The 17,136-nt window shown below is 73.8% G+C and carries 16 protein-coding genes; 4 read left to right on the top strand and 12 right to left on the bottom strand.

Translation table 11 applies throughout. From position 1 onward, the window contains the following. Window positions 1-43: 43 nt before the first annotated feature. The 3 genes from DEI94_RS14540 to DEI94_RS14550 are packed head-to-tail and all read right to left on the bottom strand — an operon-like array spanning window position 44 to window position 3,923. A complete protein-coding gene (locus DEI94_RS14540) occupies window positions 44-949 on the bottom strand; it encodes a glycosyltransferase family 2 protein (protein ID WP_111010664.1) in 906 nt (301 codons plus the stop codon). Beyond that, the gene (gene rfaE2 / locus DEI94_RS14545) at window positions 946-2,499 is read right to left on the bottom strand and encodes a D-glycero-beta-D-manno-heptose 1-phosphate adenylyltransferase (protein WP_111025775.1); all 1,554 of its coding nucleotides are present in this window, start codon (window positions 2,497-2,499) and stop codon (window positions 946-948) included. The genes DEI94_RS14540 and rfaE2 overlap by 4 nt, the downstream gene beginning before the upstream one ends. Continuing rightward, window positions 2,496-3,923, bottom strand: coding sequence for an aldehyde dehydrogenase family protein (locus DEI94_RS14550; protein WP_502869679.1), 1,428 nt, complete (start codon window positions 3,921-3,923; stop codon window positions 2,496-2,498). The genes rfaE2 and DEI94_RS14550 overlap by 4 nt, the downstream gene beginning before the upstream one ends. A gap of 324 nt (window positions 3,924-4,247) precedes the next feature. Between DEI94_RS14550 and DEI94_RS14555 the strand changes: the two genes are divergently transcribed. After that, window positions 4,248-5,702: a cation:proton antiporter domain-containing protein gene (locus DEI94_RS14555; RefSeq protein ID WP_111025776.1), complete on the top strand. Its 1,455-nt coding sequence runs from the start codon at window positions 4,248-4,250 to the stop codon at window positions 5,700-5,702. Between the two features lie 47 nt (window positions 5,703-5,749). On the opposite strand, the gene DEI94_RS14560 is transcribed toward DEI94_RS14555, so the two are convergent. Next, on the bottom strand, window positions 5,750-6,652 hold the full coding sequence (locus tag DEI94_RS14560) for an aldo/keto reductase (protein ID WP_111025777.1): 903 nt from the start codon (window positions 6,650-6,652) through the stop codon (window positions 5,750-5,752). A 78-nt stretch (window positions 6,653-6,730) separates the two neighbouring features. Here DEI94_RS14560 and DEI94_RS14565 point away from each other — a divergent pair, with 78 nt between their 5' ends. After that, window positions 6,731-7,303 carry a TetR/AcrR family transcriptional regulator gene (locus DEI94_RS14565; protein ID WP_111025778.1) on the top strand — a complete coding sequence of 191 codons (573 nt, stop codon included), beginning with the start codon at window positions 6,731-6,733 and terminating at the stop codon, window positions 7,301-7,303. Between the two features lie 199 nt (window positions 7,304-7,502). Beyond that, window positions 7,503-8,684, top strand: a complete 1,182-nt coding sequence (locus DEI94_RS14570; RefSeq protein ID WP_258377941.1) for a glycosyltransferase family 9 protein — start codon at window positions 7,503-7,505, stop codon at window positions 8,682-8,684. On the opposite strand, the gene DEI94_RS14575 is transcribed toward DEI94_RS14570, so the two are convergent. From DEI94_RS14575 to DEI94_RS14585, 3 genes are read right to left on the bottom strand one after another with little or no spacing between them, the layout of a single operon-like run. Beyond that, window positions 8,650-9,249: a putative antibiotic biosynthesis monooxygenase gene (locus tag DEI94_RS14575; protein WP_111025921.1), complete on the bottom strand. Its 600-nt coding sequence runs from the start codon at window positions 9,247-9,249 to the stop codon at window positions 8,650-8,652. The two genes, DEI94_RS14570 and DEI94_RS14575, sit on opposite strands and share 35 nt — an antisense overlap. 59 nt (window positions 9,250-9,308) lie before the next feature. Continuing rightward, a complete protein-coding gene (locus DEI94_RS14580) occupies window positions 9,309-10,112 on the bottom strand; it encodes a nucleotidyltransferase domain-containing protein (RefSeq protein WP_258377942.1) in 804 nt (267 codons plus the stop codon). Then, window positions 10,105-11,223: a hypothetical protein gene (locus tag DEI94_RS14585; protein ID WP_258377943.1), complete on the bottom strand. Its 1,119-nt coding sequence runs from the start codon at window positions 11,221-11,223 to the stop codon at window positions 10,105-10,107. The genes DEI94_RS14580 and DEI94_RS14585 overlap by 8 nt, the downstream gene beginning before the upstream one ends. 139 nt (window positions 11,224-11,362) lie before the next feature. Here DEI94_RS14585 and DEI94_RS14590 point away from each other — a divergent pair, with 139 nt between their 5' ends. Then, window positions 11,363-11,689: a hypothetical protein gene (locus DEI94_RS14590; protein WP_111025780.1), complete on the top strand. Its 327-nt coding sequence runs from the start codon at window positions 11,363-11,365 to the stop codon at window positions 11,687-11,689. Between the two features lie 212 nt (window positions 11,690-11,901). On the opposite strand, the gene DEI94_RS14595 is transcribed toward DEI94_RS14590, so the two are convergent. The 5 genes from DEI94_RS14595 to DEI94_RS14615 form a co-directional block, all read right to left on the bottom strand. Further along, the gene (locus DEI94_RS14595) at window positions 11,902-12,606 is read right to left on the bottom strand and encodes an SDR family oxidoreductase (RefSeq protein WP_111010658.1); all 705 of its coding nucleotides are present in this window, start codon (window positions 12,604-12,606) and stop codon (window positions 11,902-11,904) included. Window positions 12,607-12,703: 97 nt separating this feature from the next. Next, a complete protein-coding gene (locus DEI94_RS14600; protein ID WP_111025782.1) occupies window positions 12,704-14,092 on the bottom strand; it encodes a PfkB family carbohydrate kinase in 1,389 nt (462 codons plus the stop codon). Then, complete coding sequence (locus DEI94_RS14605) at window positions 14,089-14,727, bottom strand: D-sedoheptulose-7-phosphate isomerase (RefSeq protein WP_111013017.1); 639 nt, start codon at window positions 14,725-14,727, stop codon at window positions 14,089-14,091. The genes DEI94_RS14600 and DEI94_RS14605 overlap by 4 nt, the downstream gene beginning before the upstream one ends. Further along, on the bottom strand, window positions 14,724-16,034 hold the full coding sequence (locus DEI94_RS14610; protein WP_111025784.1) for a glycosyltransferase: 1,311 nt from the start codon (window positions 16,032-16,034) through the stop codon (window positions 14,724-14,726). Before DEI94_RS14610 ends, DEI94_RS14605 begins: the two co-directional genes overlap by 4 nt. Continuing rightward, entirely contained in the window at window positions 16,031-17,098 is a 1,068-nt protein-coding gene (locus DEI94_RS14615; protein ID WP_111025786.1) for a glycosyltransferase, read from the bottom strand. Before DEI94_RS14615 ends, DEI94_RS14610 begins: the two co-directional genes overlap by 4 nt. Window positions 17,099-17,136: the final 38 nt, after the last annotated feature.

The following is a 17,136-nucleotide window of genomic DNA, read 5'->3' on the forward strand; positions in this document are numbered from 1 at the left end:
CGGACGACCACCCGTTCGTCACCCGGGAGGGACCGGGTGCGGCTCAGGGCTCCCGTCGTCCGACACCGAGTGCCTGCTCGGCGTCGATCGGGGGGAGGAGGACGTCCGGCGCGTCGACCGACCGGTCCGTCACGGTCGTCGGGGACTCGAGGTGCACGGCGCCCGACGGCACGATGCCGACGCCGCCCGCGCGCTCCATCACACGCCACTGCGCGACGACGTCCTCGCCCGCGTGGCCCGTCGGGAGTTCCCGCCAGAAGTCGAACCCGCCCGCGTCGAGGAGCACCGCGCGGTCGTACAGCACGCACGCACCCACCCACGCGACCCGGTAGGGCACCCATCCGCCGTGCGGGACGTCGAGGTCCGCGGCGATGTGGGCGAGGTTCGCGGCGTTGTGGAGCTGCCAGCGGTCGTGGCCGGGCGTGCCGCGCCGGATCACCTCGGGCACGACCGGCCCGTCCCACCGCTCGAACGTCGTCTGCTGGTGCGGTCGCCGGTCGTCGAGGTACGACAGCCCCTGCACCGCGGACCCGACGAACCCGCAGCCGAGCTGCCGGATCGCGTCGAGCATGCGGGCGATCGAGTCGCGCTCGAGCCACACGTCGTCGTCGAGGAACAGCACGTACGGCGCGGTCGCGTGCTCGAGCAGGAACTGCCGGTGCTCGGCGAGCCCGTGCCGCTCGGGGTGCCGCAGGACGAGCGGCTGGCGGCCCTGGGCCTCCAGGACGCGGAGCATCGCCTGCACGCTCGGGTCGGCGAGCGGCGCACCGTCGACCGACTGGTCGCTGAGGACGAGCCGGAACGTCGGCTCGTCCTGCCCGGCGAGCCCGGCGAGCGTCGTGGCGAGTTCGGTGACCCGTCCGGCGGTCGGCACGAGCACGTCGACCACGGGCTCCGGTGCCGGCCGGGAGGCCCGTCCCCACTCGCCCGACCAGCGTGCGGCCGTCACGGGGTCGCCTCCGTCGCCGTGGGGGCGTCGTCCGCGTCGGTGACCGTCTCGCCCGCGGCGCGCTCGGCGGCCGCTCGCGCGGACTCGCGGATGCGGCGGACGACGTCGGTCGTCGAGTGCTCGGCGACGTAGTCGACCATGACGACCTCGCCACCGTAGGCACGGACGACCTCGGTCTCGGTGAGCATCTCGGGCGAGTAGTCGCCGCCCTTGACGTAGACGTCGGGCTGCAACCGCTCGATGAGCGGCACGGGGGTGTCGGTCGGGAACACGGTGACCAGGTCGACCGACGCGAGGGCCGCGAGGACGCCCGCACGGTCCTCCGCCGTGTTGATCGGCCGCTCCGGCCCCTTGAGCCGGCGGACCGAGTCGTCGTCGTTCACCGCGACGACGAGCAGGTCGCCGAGCTCGCGGGCCTGTCGCAGGTACGAGGTGTGACCGCGGTGCACGACGTCGAAGCAGCCGTTCGTGAACACGACGCGGCGGCCCGCGGCCCGGGCGGCGGCGACGGCGTCGGCCAGGTCGTCGTGGTCGACGATCGTGTCGGCCGGGGCGGAGACCGAGGCGACCAGGGCCTCGGCGGTGCAGATCGAGGTGCCGGCCTCGCGGACGACGACGTCGGCGGCGGCCTGGGCGAACCGGGCGGCGTCGGCGAGGGGCGTCCCCGTGGCGAGCGCGACGGACACGGCGGCACAGAACGTGTCGCCGGCGCCGGACGCCTGCTGCTCGGACGCCGGCGTCGCGCGGGTGCGGACCGGGGTGGTGTCAGCGGCGGTGTCGCCGGGCAGCAGCACGGTGCCGTCCTTGTCGAGCGTGACGATGGCGTTCCCGGCACCGCTCGCGGCGAGGACGGCGTCGCGGAGGCCCTCGACGACCGCGGGACGAGCGGACCCCTGCCCGAGGGAACGACCGAGGAGCTGCTCGGCCTCGCCACAGTTCGGGGTCACGAGGTCGGGGTGCAGGTCGTGCCAGCGGCCGAGGTCGTGCGCGTCGACGACCACGGCGGCCGGGCGGTCGCGCAGCACCGCGGGGACCACGGCCTCCGGGGTCGTCCCGAGCCCGTAGTCGCACACCACGACCGCGTCGGCACCGCGGACGCTGGCGGTCACGGCCCGGGCGAGGGCGATCGTGTCCTGCTCGGTCGGGGGATCGGCGATCTCGTCGACGCGGACGAGGATCCGGTCGCCGCCGACGACCCGGGCCTTCGAGGTCGTGACGCCGTGCGAGACGGGCACCAGACCGGACACGTCGACGCCGTCGGCCGCCAGCCGGGCGCGGAGGATCCTCCCGGCTTCGTCGTCGCCGATCAGGCCGACCATGCGGACCTCCGCGCCGAGCGCCCGCGCGTTCACGGCGGTGTTCGCGGCACCACCGGGCACGTCGATGACCTCGGTGACGCGCACGACGGGGGCCGGGGCCTCCCGGCTCACCCGCTCGGCCTCACCGACGCTCCAGCGGTCGAGGATGACGTCCCCGACCACGACGACGAGCGGTCGCCGGTCCCGGGTGCGGTCCACGACCTCCCGGACGACGCGGAGGTCCCCACTCACCGGTCGCTCCGGCGCGGCGCCGATTCGAGGTGCACGACCGTGGTCGTCGTCATCTCGTCGAGCAGGTGCGGGCCGTACCCGAAGCCGGCACCCGACGCACCACGCGGCTGGGCGCTGCCGCCCGGAGCGCCTCCGAACACGGCGTTCACCTTGACGGTGCCGACCGGGAGCTCGTCGCCGGCGCGGAGCGCGTGCTCCATGTCGTTCGTCAGGACCGTCGCGGCGAGGCCGTAGCGGTCGTCGGCGGCGAGGCGCAGTGCCTCGTCGAAGTCGTCGACGACCTGCACGGGCGCGATCGGGCCGAAGGTCTCCTCGTGCATGACGAGCATGTCGGGCGTGCAGTCGACGAGCACCGTCGCGGGGTAGAACGTGCCGGCGCCGTCGGGGATGCTGCCGCCCGTGAGGACCCGGGCGCCCTTGGCGACCGCGTCGTCGACGTGCGACTGGACCACGTTGCGCATCCGCTCGTCGACCAGGGGGCCGTAGCCGTCGGCGTCGGTGGCGGTCTTCGCCTCGGCCTCGGCGACGAGCGCGGTGACGAACGCGTCCGCGACCTCGCGGAGGACGTACACGCGCTCGACGCTCGTGCAGATCTGGCCGGTGTTGGCGAACGCGCCGAGCGCGGCCTGACCGGCGGCCCACGCCGGGTCGACGTCGGCGTCGACCACGAGCGCGTCGTTCCCGCCGTTCTCGCGGATGACGTGGGCACGGGTGCGCAGGGCCATCTCGGCGAGGACGTCACCCGTCGCGGTCGAGCCGACGTGCGCGTAGACGTCGATGCCGGGCTCGGCGAGCAGCGCCTCGCCCGTCGCCGCGTCACCCGTGATGCCGACGAGGACGCCCTCGGGCAGCGCCTCGGCCAGGATCTCGTTGAGGAGGGCCGCCGTGGCCGGGCAGCGCTCGCTCCCCTTGTGCACGACGGTGTCGCCGGAGACGATCGCGGCACCGAGGATCCCGCACGCGACGGCGACCGGGTCGTTCCAGGGCGTCAGCGCGAGGACCACGCCGCGGGGGTGCGGCTTCGCGGTGTCCGTCGCGCCGAACGAGCCCCGCAGGACCTCGCCGCGGTGCAGCGGGCCGAGCTCCGCGTACTGGATCAGCGTGTCGATGCCGGCCTGCACACCGCCGAGGGCGTCGCCGGGGACCTTGCCGGTCTCGCGGGTGTTGAGCGCCGCGAGTTCCTCGGCACGCTCCTGCAGGTGCAGCGCTGCGGCCTTGAGGACCGCGCCACGCTGCCCCGGCGCCGTGCGGGACCAGGTCGCGAACGCCGTCCGCGCCCGCACGACCGCCTGCTCGATCTCCGCCGGGCTCGCGACCTCGACCCGGGAGGCGGTGCTGCCGTCGCGCGGGTTGGTCACCTCGATCACGCGGGGCGCGAGGCTGTCCTCGACGGTGGGCTCGGAGGGGGCGATCGCGGTGTCCAGGGCCAAGGGTGCTCCTCTGTCAGGGGGACGACCGGCCGAGGGCACGGTCATGGGCGTTCCGTCATCGTCGACGCGCGCGGGCATCGGTCCGCACGTACCCACACTGCTCCTCCGTCCCGGGACTGTCCGCGATCGCGGCCCCCTTCGGCTCGCCTGTCCCCCGACCACGGCCCGCCCTGGAGTCCGCATCCGGCGGGTGCGCGGGCGAGGAGTACGGTGGACGGGCGTTCGCGTGAGGTGTGCCGGGAAGACTGGTCGGCGATCCGTCGACCGACCCTCCCGAGGAGATCCCATGTCACTCGCCCCACGAGCCGAGCGCTGCCCGTGAGCGCGGACGACGCGTTCACCCTGGCGGTCGGGCTCGCCGGACTCGCCGCGGTCGCGGCCGTCGTCTCGAGTCGCCTCAGCACCCTCATCCGCGTCCCGTCGCCCGCGCTGTTCCTCATCGCCGCGGTCGCGGCGTCGTCCTTCTTCCCCGTGCTCGAGACCGTTCCGCGCGTGCTCGACGAACACGTCGTCAGCGTCGCGCTGGTCTTCATCCTCTTCGACGGCGGCATGCACATCGGCTGGTCCCGGTTCCGGAACTCGCTCGGCCCCATCACCTGGCTCGGGGTCGCGGGGACCGCCGTGACCGCGGCGGGGGTCGCGCTCGCTGGACACCTCCTGCTCGAGCTCCCGTGGCAGCAGTCGTTGCTGCTCGGGGCCGCGCTCGCCCCCACCGATCCCGCGGTCGTGTTCTCCGTGCTCGGCAAGCGCGAGATCTCGGGCCGCTCCGGCACGATCCTCGAGGGTGAGTCCGGCGCGAACGACCCGGTCGGCATCGCGTTGATGGTCAGCCTCCTCGCCGCGACCGGTGCCGGCCTCGACGCGGTGACCCAGGGCCTCCTGACGTTCGTGCTGCAACTCCTGATCGGCACGGCCGTGGGCGTCCTCGGCGGCCTGACGCTCCGGTGGGCCCTGCAGCGCCTCGCGTTGCCGAACGAGGCGCTGCACTCGATCTGGACACTCGCATTCGCGGTCGTGCTCTACGCGGTGGGCACGCTCCTGCACGGGTCCGGGTTCCTCGCCGTGTTCCTCGCCGGCATCCTGATCGGCGACGTCCGCGCGCCGTTCAAGCGCGAGATCGACCGGTTCAGCTCGGGGTTCTCGAACCTGGCGGAGATCGTCGTGTTCACCCTGCTCGGCCTGAGCACCGACGTGACCGCGGTCGTCCGACCCGATGTCCTCCTGCCGGGGCTCCTCATCGCGGCCCTGTTGATCCTCGTCGTCCGGCCGCTGTTCGTCGGTGCGCTGAGCATCCCCCTGCGCCTGCGGTGGGGTGAGCGCGCATTCGTGCTGTGGGCGGGACTCAAGGGGGCCGTGCCGATCCTGCTCGGACTCTCGATCCTCGCCTCGGGCGTGGCACACGCGGACCGGCTGTTCGGCATCATCTTCGTCGTGGTGGTGTGCTCGGTGGTGCTGCAGGGCGGTCTCGTCCCGTTCTTCGCCGGGCGGTTCCACATCCCGATGCGGGTGCGCGAGCCGGAGCCCTTCGCGGTCGGCATGCGTCTGACGGCGGAACCGGAGGGACTGCACCGCCATGTCGTCCAGCACGGGTCCGAGGCGGACGGTCGCCGCGTCGACGAGCTCCTCGACGGCGAGGACGGCTGGATCAGCGTCGTGCGTCGGCAGGGTCGGCTCATCCGGCTGCGGCGGGACACCGTCCTGCACGAGGGTGACGAGGTCCTCGCCCTCGCGGACGACGAGGGCGGTCTGGATCGGCTGTTCGACGCGCCCTGAGCGGGAGACGACCCGCGCACGGTGCGGCCGCGCGCCCGTGAGTCCGGTCAGCGCTGCGCGCCGGCCGCGGGCGTCAGCGCATCGAGGGCAGCGGTCTGCTCGGCCGTGAGCTCCACCGCGCCCGCCGCCAGGTTCTCCGCGAGGTGGTCGGCGTTCGCTGTTCCGGGGATCAGCAGCGTGTTCGGCGCGTGCCCGAGCAGCCAGGCCAGGCCGACCTGCGCCGGGGAGACCCCCAGCTCCGCCGCGATCCGCTGCACCGCGGGTTCGTCCGTCACCTTCGGCAGGCCGGGGAATCCGCTGCCGAGCGGGAAGAACGGCACCCAGGCGATGTCCTCGGCGACGCAGAGCGTGAGCATCGCCTCGAACTCGCGGGCGACGAGGGAGTACGCGTTCTGCACGCAGACCACGCCGACCGGGAGCGCCCGCCGGAGGCTCTCGATCCGCACCGCGCTGAGCCCGATCCCGCCGATCAGCCCCTCGTCGCGCATCGCGGTCATCTCGGCCAGCTGGTCGTCGAGGTCGACGAGGTCCTCGTCCGGCACGGTGAGACCGGGGCCGATCTCGGGGCGGCGGAGGTTGACGACGTCGAGTCGATCGCGTCCGAGCGTGCGGAGGTTCGCCTCGACCTGCGCACGGAGTTCCTCCGGTCGCTGCGCCAGCACGAGGGGGATCGGCGCGTCGACGCGGACCGGCCCCACCTTGCTGACGACCGCCACGGCGTCCGAGGACCCGATCGCCCGACGGATGACGTCGTTCGCGACCCCGTCGCCGTAGAACTCGGCAGTGTCGATGTGGTCCACCCCGAGCTCGACGGCGTGACGGAGGAACGCTGCCCCGGCCTCCCGGTCGTCGTCGAACCGTTCGAGCGCCATCGCGCCGTACCCGATGCGAGCGATCGCGCGCCCGGCGAGCGTCGCCGTCCCTCCGGGGATCGTCGTGTGGTCTGCCATCATGGCTCCTGTCGTCGTCGGAAGCGGAGGACCCTCCGCTCTCCGCGACGCTACCACTGATCCGGAGGTACCTCCGCTTTGTCGTCCGCTCCCGCGCCCGCGCGTCGTCCGCGCGCCGATGCCGCGCGCAACCGCGCCAGGATCGTCGAGGTCGCACGCGCGTCCTTCACCGACACCGGCCAGGACGCGTCGCTCGAGGGGATCGCGCGCGCCGCCGGCGTCGGGATCGGCACGCTCTACCGCCACTTCCCGACCCGCGAGGACCTGGTCGCCGCGGTCTACGACACCGAGCTCACATCGGTCCTCGCCACCGTCGAGCCACTCCTCGCCCGCCACACGCCCGACGTCGCCCTGCGGACCTTCATGGACCGGTACGCCGCGTTCGTCGTCACGAAGCGCGGCATGGCCGAGACCCTCCGTGCCGGGGCCTTCCGCGACGCCGTCGGGAGCGCCCGGACCCGCGAGCGCGTCAACGCCGCGATCGCCACGATCCTCGCCGCCGGGGCGGCCCTCGGCGTCCTGCGCCCGGCGGTCCCCGCCGACGACGTCACCGCCGCGCTGGTCGGGGTGTTCCTCGCGACCGCGGGCGTGGAGGACCAGGAGCAGGTCGGGCGGTTGCTCGACCTGCTCGTGTCGGGCCTCCGGCCCTGACCGCGCGGCGCCACTTCGAACCGGCCCCGTCCGTTCGAACCGCGGAACACGGGTGTTCGACCGGCATCGGGCGGTTCGATCAAGGAGCGGCGCCGGCCGGCGACGTGACCACGGCGCGCGGAACGCCACCCAGCGCCTCCCGGTAGACAGGAGGACGCACCCGCGCGCCGTCCGGCGTGCCGCACCACGAGGAGGCCCGGTGTTCCCGATCGGTCAAGCACAGCCCGCGTTCGAGGACGTGCGCGAGATCGCGGTCCTGCGCGGCGGTGGACTCGGGGACCTGCTGTTCGCCATGCCGGCGATCGACGCGCTCGCCGCCGCGTACCCGGAGGCCCGCATCACCCTCCTCGGCACGCCCATGGCCGCCGCGCTGCTCGCCGACCGGCCCTCGTCGATCGACGCCGTCGAGGTGCTCCCCGTGGTGCCGGGTGTCCGCGAGGTCGCCGGGCAGGAGTCCGACCCCGCCGAGGTCGACGCGTTCACCGCCCGACTGCACGGGCGCTTCGACCTCGCCGTCCAGGTGCACGGCGGCGGCCGGAACTCCAATCCGTTCCTGCTGCGCCTCGGCGCACGACACACCGTCGGCACCGCGACCGAGGACGCCGAGGTCCTCGAGCGCTGGGTCCGCTACGTCTACTACCAGCACGAGGTGCTCCGGGCGCTCGAGGTCGCCGGGCTCGCCGGTGCCGCACCCGTCGTGCTCGATCCCGTCGTCCACGTGTCCGACGACGAGCGCGCGGCCGCCGTCGCCCGGATCGAGGACGCGATCGGCGCACCGCTCGCCGGGCGCCGGGTCGTCGCGGTCCACCCCGGCGCGACGGACCCTCGGCGCCGTTGGCCCGAGGAACGCTTCGCCGCGGTGGCGGCCGCCCGCATGGCCCAGGGCGACGTCGTCATCGTCGTCGGCGACGAGTCGGACCGGGAGGCGGCGATCACCATCGCGCGCTCGGCCACCGACATCGCGGGTCCGGACAGCCCCGGGCAGATCGTCGACCTCGCGGGGGTGCTCGGCCTCGGGGAGCTCCCGGGGACGCTCGCGATCGCGGACGTCATGGTCGCCGACGACTCGGGGCCGCGGCACCTCGCGGTCGCGGTCGGCACCCGCACGGTCGGGATCTTCTGGTTCGGCAACGTCGTCAACGCGGCGCCGTTCGACCGGGGGCGCCACCGGGTCGAGATGAGCTTCACGACGCACTGCCCCGTGTGCGGCGTCGACGTCACCCAGGTCGGCTGGACCGCGGAGCGCTGCGAGCACGACCCGTCGTTCGTGGCCGAGGTCGGGGTCGAGGTGGTGCTCGCCGACGTCGCGGACCTGCTGGCGACCGCACCCGATCACGCGGCGGCCGTCAGCGCCGCGGCGCGAGCAACCAGGGGCGGATGAGCCGCGTCACGAACGGCAGCACCCAGAACGTCATGACCGGCGTGAGGACGAGCGTCGTCAGCAGGACCTTCGGCACGGTCGGGAACGTCGGCCAGAACGGTACGAACGTGGTCACGAGCAGCGTGAACACGAGGTTCACCGGGAAGAACCCGAGCCAGATCGACACCGCCTGCTTCCACCGGGGCGGTGCGCTGTCCGACGGCGCATCGCGCGGCACGTCGAACCACCCCTCGATCCCCGTGCGCTTCTCCACCCGGGACTCCACGACGAGGTCGCGCCCCTCGTCGAGCCACCGGAGCCGGTCGTCCGAGTTCTCCCACGTCGCCAGGGTCGTGTGGTCGGCGAACCGGTAGAGCATGTGCCACTCGCGTGAGGTCGCGTGCGAGCGGACCCATCCCGACCCGAGGAACCCCGGGTAGCGGTTCGCGAGGTTCACGCCCGACTGGACCCAGCGGGTGACCTCCGGGATGCGGTCGGGCTCGACGAGGCGGGTGATGGACACGGTGACGGGGAGGCCGATGGTCGCTTGTGGCGTGATGGCGTCCCCAGGCTCGGCTGGAGTCATGACGACGATCATCCCGCGCCCGTGTTTCCCGCACGTGACGTCGACCCGGCACCGCGCCGTCAGTGCACGCGCTCGACCTCCGCGCGGAAGAACGCCTCGGCACACGCGCGACGATCGGCGACGTCCGCAGCCGCGTCGAGCTGGTCGAACGACGCCGAACGCTCGAGTTCCTCGTCGACGTACCGCTGGAGCACTGTGGGAGGCGCTCCGGTCCCCAGTTCGCGCGTCACTGCCTTCGCGGCGATCAGCGCGGCGCTCGCGTCGCGGACCTCGGCCGACACGGTGGTCTCGTCGAGCAACGTCGGCAGGTCCATCGGCGGCAGGACACCGTCCGGGTGGTCGTCGAGCCAGCGGAGCGTCGTGGCGCACCGCAGGACGTAGCAGAACCGCTTGAGCGTGCGCGAACCGGTCTGCTGCTGCCGGGCGACGTGCAGGTAGTGCCGGCCGATCGCGCCGCGCTGCATGACCTCGCCCGCGAACCCGAGCATCCGGTCACGGAACCCCTCGTCGCCCCGGTAGACGATCGGCGACCGGAGCCACTCGATCGCGACGGCGTTGCCCCGGACGAGGAGCCGCACCGTCTTGGCGAGGTCCCACCCGTTGACGTCGAACACGGCGTCGAGCGGGGTCTCGATCACATCTCGATCGGGCCACAGTGCCAGGTAGCGATGCCGGGGGCGGACGAACAGGAAGCGGCAGTCGTAGTCGCTGTCGGGCGACGGGAACCCCCACGCACGACTCCCGCTCTCGATCGCCCACGACACGGCGACCCCGTGCTCGGTCTCGACCCTGGCGAGTCGCGCGTCGATCTCGGCGACCACCGAGGAGTCGAGGCTCGAGGGGACCGTCCGCAGGTCAGGCACGGGCCACCTGCGAGAAGTCGGGCGATCCGTCCGGCAACGCGGGCAGCGGCGTCCCGTCGACGTACCGCGGCCACGCGAGGACCCGCTCGACGGGTGGGGCCGCGGCGTACCGCAGGCCGTCTCGACCGCGCACGACCGCCGGAACACGTGTCCCCGCTCCGATGGACGACGACCCGGCTGCGTTCGTGGACGAGTCGGGCGCGATCTGCTCGGGCACGACCGGCGCCGGCACCGAGTCCCAGCCGGTCGGGAGGTTCGGCACGGGTGCCTGCACCGACCGCGCCGCCCGGTCGGCATCGCTCGTGCCGACGGGGCTGACCGGCGTGACGGCCCCGCCTGGGACGCCCCACGCCGATCGGTCGGCCGACTGCATCGGAGCGGCGCCGCCGCCGTCCGTCGTGAGGCTGTACGGATCGTCGGCACGCGGACGGAACAGCGCGTTGCTCAGGGGCACGAGGACGGTGCCGAGCAGATCGAGGATCGCGAGCACCCACACCAGGCGCCAGTAGCCCGAGGCGAAGTGCGTGTGCGAGAACAGCACCGGGATCGACAGCAGCACGGCGATCACCGCGATGACGACGACCGTCGCCTTGGCGACCACCTGCAGGAGCGGTGTGGGGTAACGGCGGTGGATGACGAGCAGCAGGTGCACGTGCAGCAGTGCGGCGCGGGCGATGAGCACCGCGCCGATCCACTGCCAGAACTGCTCCCCGACGGTGGACACGTCCGCACCGTACGGGCCGTCGTGGAGCACCCAGACCTCCAGGAGGCCCGCCACGAGCAGGTACATCGAGGTCGCCACGCTCGCCATCGCGAACGCGCCGGAGCGCTTGGCGGAGACGTCGGCGTCGTACCAGGACAGCAGGGCGAACACGATGACGACCGTGATGGTGAGGAGGAGCTGGATCGCGACGAGTCCGAAGTCGCCGATGAGGACCGCGACGACACCGACCAACCCGGCGGCCACGACGGCGCCGATGATCGTGCGGAACACCAGGGGACGGACACGTGCCCACACCGGGTCCCCGAGTCGTTCCCCGATCGCGTTCTCGTACTGGCGGTCCGGGTCCGATCGGTCGACGGTGTCGGACCGGTGGTCGGCGTTGCTCACGGCGGCGTCCCCTCTGCGGCCGGTCGGCCGCGTCGTCGTGTCAGCGCACGCTACCGCAGGGGCCGCCGTATGCGCGGCCCGGTACAGCCCCCCGATCGGGAGGCTCTCCCCACCTCCGCCCGCATGCCAGGATGCCGTCATGTCCGAGTCACCCTCATGGCCTGACCCGACGTCCCCCCATCCATCGCCGCCGCGCTGGCTCGCGAACCGGCCGGTGTTCGCCCTCTGGGTCCTCACGCTGGGGCTCGTCGTCACCGCGGTGGTGTTCTGGGTGCGCTCGTACGACGAGGTGCACGCGTCCGGCGGCTTCGACGCGTTCAGCCTCACGACCAGTGCGGTGCACCTCGGCGTCGGTGCGGTGTTCTTCGGTCTCGCCGTGGCGACCGCGACGGTGACACTCGTCCTCCACACCCTCGGACACCGGCTGGTCGTCCCGCACCCGGACGCGCCCGACTCGGTGTCCTGACCGGGGTTCCGCATGGGAGGGCGAGCGCCAGTCCCCTCCCGAGGTCGCACGACGCGCCGCGAGCACCCCCTCGAGATCGCAGAACACGCCGCTCACCTCGGAAGGTGAACGGCGTGTTCTGCGATCTCGGCGGAACCGGAGGCCGGGCCGGAGGCCGGGGGCCGGGCCGGAGGCCGGAGGCCGGGCCGGAGGCCGGAGGCCGGGCCGGGGGCCTACGGCCAGCTGGGCTCCTCGGCCGGCATGATCGCGAGCTCGCGGATCTCGCACCCGGCGGGCTGGCTCAGGGCGAAGATGATCGCGTTCGCGACGTACTCCGGCTCGATGAGCTTGGCGTCCGGCCCCGGCTTGTACTGCTCGGTGCGGCCCTCGAAGAACGCGGTGCGCATGCCCGCGGGGATGATGTTCGTCACGCCGACGACGCCACGGGTCTCGGCCGCGAGCGCCTGGGAGAACCCGCGGACGCCGAACTTCGACGCGGAGTACGCGGTGCCGTCGCCGACGCCCTTGAGCGCCAGCGAGGACGAGATGATGACGACGCGGCCGTTCGAGGCCTCGAGCGCGGGCAGTGCCGCCCGCACGGTCGCGGCGGTGCCGAGCAGGTTGACGCCGACGATGCGCTCCCAGTCGCCCGACGAGATACCGCCGATCGGGGCCGGCTTGTCGATGCCCGCGGCGGTGACGACGGCGTCGAGGCCACCGTGACGCTCGGCGGCGTCGCGCACGGCCTGCTCGGTGGCGGCGGTGTCGGTGACGTCGACGGCCACGCTGTCCCACTCGCTCGGGACCGCGTCGGTCTTCAGGTCGAGCACGATCGGGGTGCCGCCCGCCTCGGCGACGGCGGCGGCGACGGCGGCACCGAGGCCGCTCGCACCGCCGGTGACGAGCACGCGGCCGATGGGCGTGGTGGGGATGGGCATGGGTGTTCCTTTCGGTTCTGCGGTCGGACGGGAGGCGCGACGGCGGACGGCTGCCGCGCCTCCCGGCCGGACGTGGTCGGGATGGTGCGCGCTCGCGCTACCCGACGCGTTCGAGGGCGGCGGCGAGCCGCGTGGTGGAGCGTCCCGGGTGGAACGGCACGGTGACGACGCGGCCACCCCACTCGGCGAGGGTCCGGGACTCCGGGAGCTCGTCGGCGGAGTAGTCACCGCCCTTCGCCCAGACGTCGGGCTGGAAGCGGCGGAGGGCCTCGTCGGGCGTCGACTCGTCGAACACGATGACGGCGTCGACGCAGTCGAGCGCGAGGAGGAGCTCGACGCGGTCCTCCTGCGTCATGATCGGCCGGTCCGGGCCCTTGAGCCCGCGGACGGAGCTGTCCGAGTTGAGGCAGACCACGAGGCAGTCGCCCAGCGCTCGGGCGGCCGACAGCGTGCGGGCGTGGCCGGCGTGGAGCAGGTCGAAGCAACCACCGGTCGCGACCACGGTGCCGCCCGCGGCGCGGACGTCGTGGGCGACCCGGATGGCGTCCCGGTCACTGCCCGGCACGGTGACCGGTGCGGGAGGCGCGAGGAGCGACGCGACGCCGCCCGCGGCCAGGTAGGCGGAGGCGTCGGCGACACCCGCCGCGACGGCGTCCTCGGTCGAGGCGCCCTGCGCGAGCGCGACGGCGACGCCGGCCGCGAGCCGATCACCGGCGCCACAGGGGTCGCCCGCGGTGACGGAGGGCGCGGGGACGAAGCGGGAGTCGCCGGCGTCGGTGCGGAGCAACGCGCCCTTCTCGCCCATCGTGACGGCGACCGCGTGGGCGGACCAGTCGGCGACGAGCTGCTCGCCGGCGGCCGTGGCGAAGGGCACGCCGGAGCCGGTCGCGCCGGAGAAGCCCCGGGCCTCCGCGGCGTTCGGGGTGGCGACCGCGATGCCCGGGACCGGCTGCGCGCCCTTCGGGTGCGGGTCCCACACGACGGGGGTGGTCTCGGCGACGCGGGTCAGGGCCTCCCGGAGCGCGGGAGCGGCGGCGAGGCCACGGCCGTAGTCGGCGACGACGATCGCGTCGGCGCCCTCGAGCGCGGCGGTCATGTCCGCGGTCACATCCGGCACGGGCGGCGTCGCGCATGCCTCGTCGATGCGGACGAGCGCGTGGTCGCCGACACGCACGCGGGTCTTGACGGGGGTCGCGACGCCGGAGTCCCCGGCGACGACGCGGACGCCGGGCATGCCGTCCCGGAGCTCGGCGCCCCGGTCGTCCTGGCCGAGCACCGTGACGAGCGTGACGTCGTGGCCGTCGCGCGCGAGCATGGTCGCGACGAGCCCGGCACCACCGGCGCGGCGGACCTCGTCCTGCACGTCGAGCACGGGCACGGGCGCGTCGGGGCTGAGGCGCTCCGAGGTCCCGGTGACGTCGACGTCGAGCAGGGTGTCGCCGACGACGACGATCCGCGTGCGGGTGGTGTCCGTGCGGGCGTTCATCGGCGGCCTCCCCGGAGTCCCTTGAGCGCGGGCTCCATGGCCCGGCAGAGTGCGTGCACGAGGACGAGCTGGGCCTCCTGCACGTTGGCGGAGGGCCCGTCGATGCAGATCGCGTCGTCGACGACCTCGGCGAGGGGGTTCGGGCGTGATCCGGTCATCGCCCAGGTGCGGACGCCGATCGAGCGGGCGGCACGGGCTGCGTTGAGCAGGTTCTCGCTCTTGCCGCTCGTCGAGAGCAGCACGAGGACGTCGCCGGCGCGGGCGTGCGCGTGCACCTGGCGGGCGAAGACGTGCTCGTAGCCGTAGTCGTTCCCGATCGCGGTGACCGCGGAGGACTCGGCGTGCAACGAGATCGCACTGAAGGCGGGACGGTCCCCGTCGAACCGGCCGACGAGCTCGCTCGTCAGGTGCTGAGCCTCCGCCGCGGAGCCGCCGTTGCCGGCCGCGAGGAGCCGCTGGCCCCGGCCGAGCCGCGACGCGAGGTCGTCAGCCCACGCCGCGATGTGGTCGCCGTGCTCGGCGAGGGACGCGATGACCGGGACGGACGCGGCGATGTGGTCGAGGACGAGCGACGCGCTCGAGGCCGGCTCGTCCGACGTCGGCCGAGCGGTGGTGGCGGGCAGGTCGATGGTCATCGGAGGGTCCTTCCGGCGGTGCCCAGGGGGGCGGGGTCGAGCGTGGGGACGGCACCGGCACGGCGACGTCCGGGACGGGTGGAACGGCGACCGGTGATGCGGTCGTACACCCGCTCGGAGTCGGTGGCGATGCGCGCCCACGAGTAGCGGGACTCGACCCGCTCGCGGCCGGCGCGGCCGAACGCCACGCGACGGTCGGGGTCGTCGAGGATCGCGGCGACGGCCTCGGCGACCGCGGCGGCGTCCCGCGGCGGCACGTGCAGGCCGGTGGCGTCCTCGACGACGGTGTCGATGAGGCCGCCGACGCTCGACGCGACGACCGGGACGCCGCAGGCCATGGCCTCGAGCGGCACGATCCCGAACGGCTCGTACCACGGGGCGCACACGACGACGTCGGCGCTCCGGAGGACGGTCGGGATCTCGCGCTGGGACAGCTGGCCGCGGAAGGTCACGTGGTCCCGCACGCCGAGCCGGGTGGCCAGGGCGTCGAGGCGCTGGTACTCCGGGTCGTCCACGAGGTCGGCCCCGGCGGTCCCCGCCCCACCCACGATGACGAGTTCGACGTCGCGGCCCGCGTGCACGAGGCGGGCGAGCGCGTCGATCGTCGTGCCGACGCCCTTGCGCTGCACGAGCCGGGAGGCCGTGACGACCCGGTGCCGTCGGCTGCGGACCTCGGTCAGGCCGTCCGGCGTGAACGCGTCGACGTCGACCCCGCAGGGCACCACCGAGATGCTGCGGTTCGGGATGCCGAGGGCCTTGAGCTCGAACGCCTCGTCGGAGCACGTCGCGATGACCTGGTCGGCGCGGCGCCCGACCTCCGGTTCGAGCCACTCGCGCTCGCTCGGGCTGGTGTCGGCCGAGCCCTGGTGGCGGCGCTTCACGACGCCGAGCGCGTGGTACGTGTGCACGACGGGGATGCGCGGCCCGTCGCTGTGGGCACCGAGCTGCTGTGCTGCGTCGAGGGCCGCGAGCCCGGACATCCAGAAGTGGCTGTGCACGATGTCGGGGCGGTCGACGGTCCACGCGGCGACGAGGAACGAGGCGAACTGCCCCATGTACTGGAGCAGGTCGTCCTTCGGCAGGCGTTCGGCCGGCCCGGCGTCGACGTGCACGACGTCCACACCGGGGCGGAGCGACACCCGGCGCGGCAGGGTCGCGTCGTCGCGCCGCGTGTAGACCGTCACCTGGTGCCCGCGGTCGGCGAGCGCCCCGGACAGGGCTGCGACGTGGACGTTCTGGCCGCCGGCGTCGACGCCCCCGAGCGTGGCCAGCGGGCTGGCGTGCTCCGAGACCATGGCGATCTTCATGCGCGGTTCCTTCCGTCGGTGCGTTCGGCGACCGGGGCTGCGCCGACCAGGTCGGTGAGCGGTGCCGGGGCCGGTGCGGATCGGTGGTGTGCTGCGAGGTGACGCTCCTGCACGCCGTCGAGGAGGTCGTCCCAGTCGCCGAGGAACCGCTCCAGGGAGTGGCGCGCGAGCACGGCCTCCCGGGCGACGAGGCCGCGGCGACGCGCCTCGTCGGGGTCGGCGACGAGGTGTCGGGCGGTGGCGACGAGGTCTTCCACGTCGGTCGAGATCGCGCCGGCCTCGGCGGGGACCGCACGGGCCGCCTCGGTCGTGCCGAGGACGAGCACCGGCATCGCCATGTGCATCGCCTCGAGCAGGGACAGCCCGAGCGAGGTCCAGCGGTTGAGGTGCAGGTAGGCGCGGCGCTCGGCGAGCTTCGTGTGCATCGGGTCGGGCTTGACGTCCCCCATCACGCCGAGCCGGTCCGGACCGAGTCCGAGGGCGTCCGGGAGCTGGTCGGTGCCCATCCCGAACGCGTCGACGGGGGCGACCGCCGCGAACCGCGGCACGAGGTCGGTCCCGGCGACGCGCGTCCGGCGGACGGGCTCGTTGACCACGACCCCGAACCGCTCGAGCGTGCCGGTGTACCGCGGACCGGGGTCGACGACGCCGTGTTCGATCACCGTCGTGGCGGTCGTGCCGCAGTCCCACATGAGGGCGTTGAAGTGCGTGACGTGCGCGATGAGGACGTCGTCCCGGTCGCGCAGCGGGTGCAGGGACGCGGGGACGTCGACCCGCGGGGCATTGTGCTCGACGAAGACCGCCGGGAGGTCGCGGCCGAGACGGGCACCGAGCAGGCGTTCGGCCTCGGCGAACTCTTCGGTGCGCTGCAGGACGACGACATCGACGTCGGCGTCGCGCACGGCCTCGGGCGCGATCTCGACGACGTTCTCGGGCCAGAGCCGGTCGGCGCGACCGAGGCCCCAGGCGTCACGGGCGGGGGTGGTGGGGACGAGGTAGTCGTGCTGACCCCGGACGAACGCGTCCATCCAGCCGCCGTGCACGTGCCACACCAGGATCCGCACGCCATACCTCCTGCTCGTCCGTCCCCGGCTGAGGGAAC

The sequence above is a fragment of the Curtobacterium sp. MCBD17_040 genome (assembly GCF_003234805.2).
Taxonomy (GTDB): domain Bacteria; phylum Actinomycetota; class Actinomycetes; order Actinomycetales; family Microbacteriaceae; genus Curtobacterium.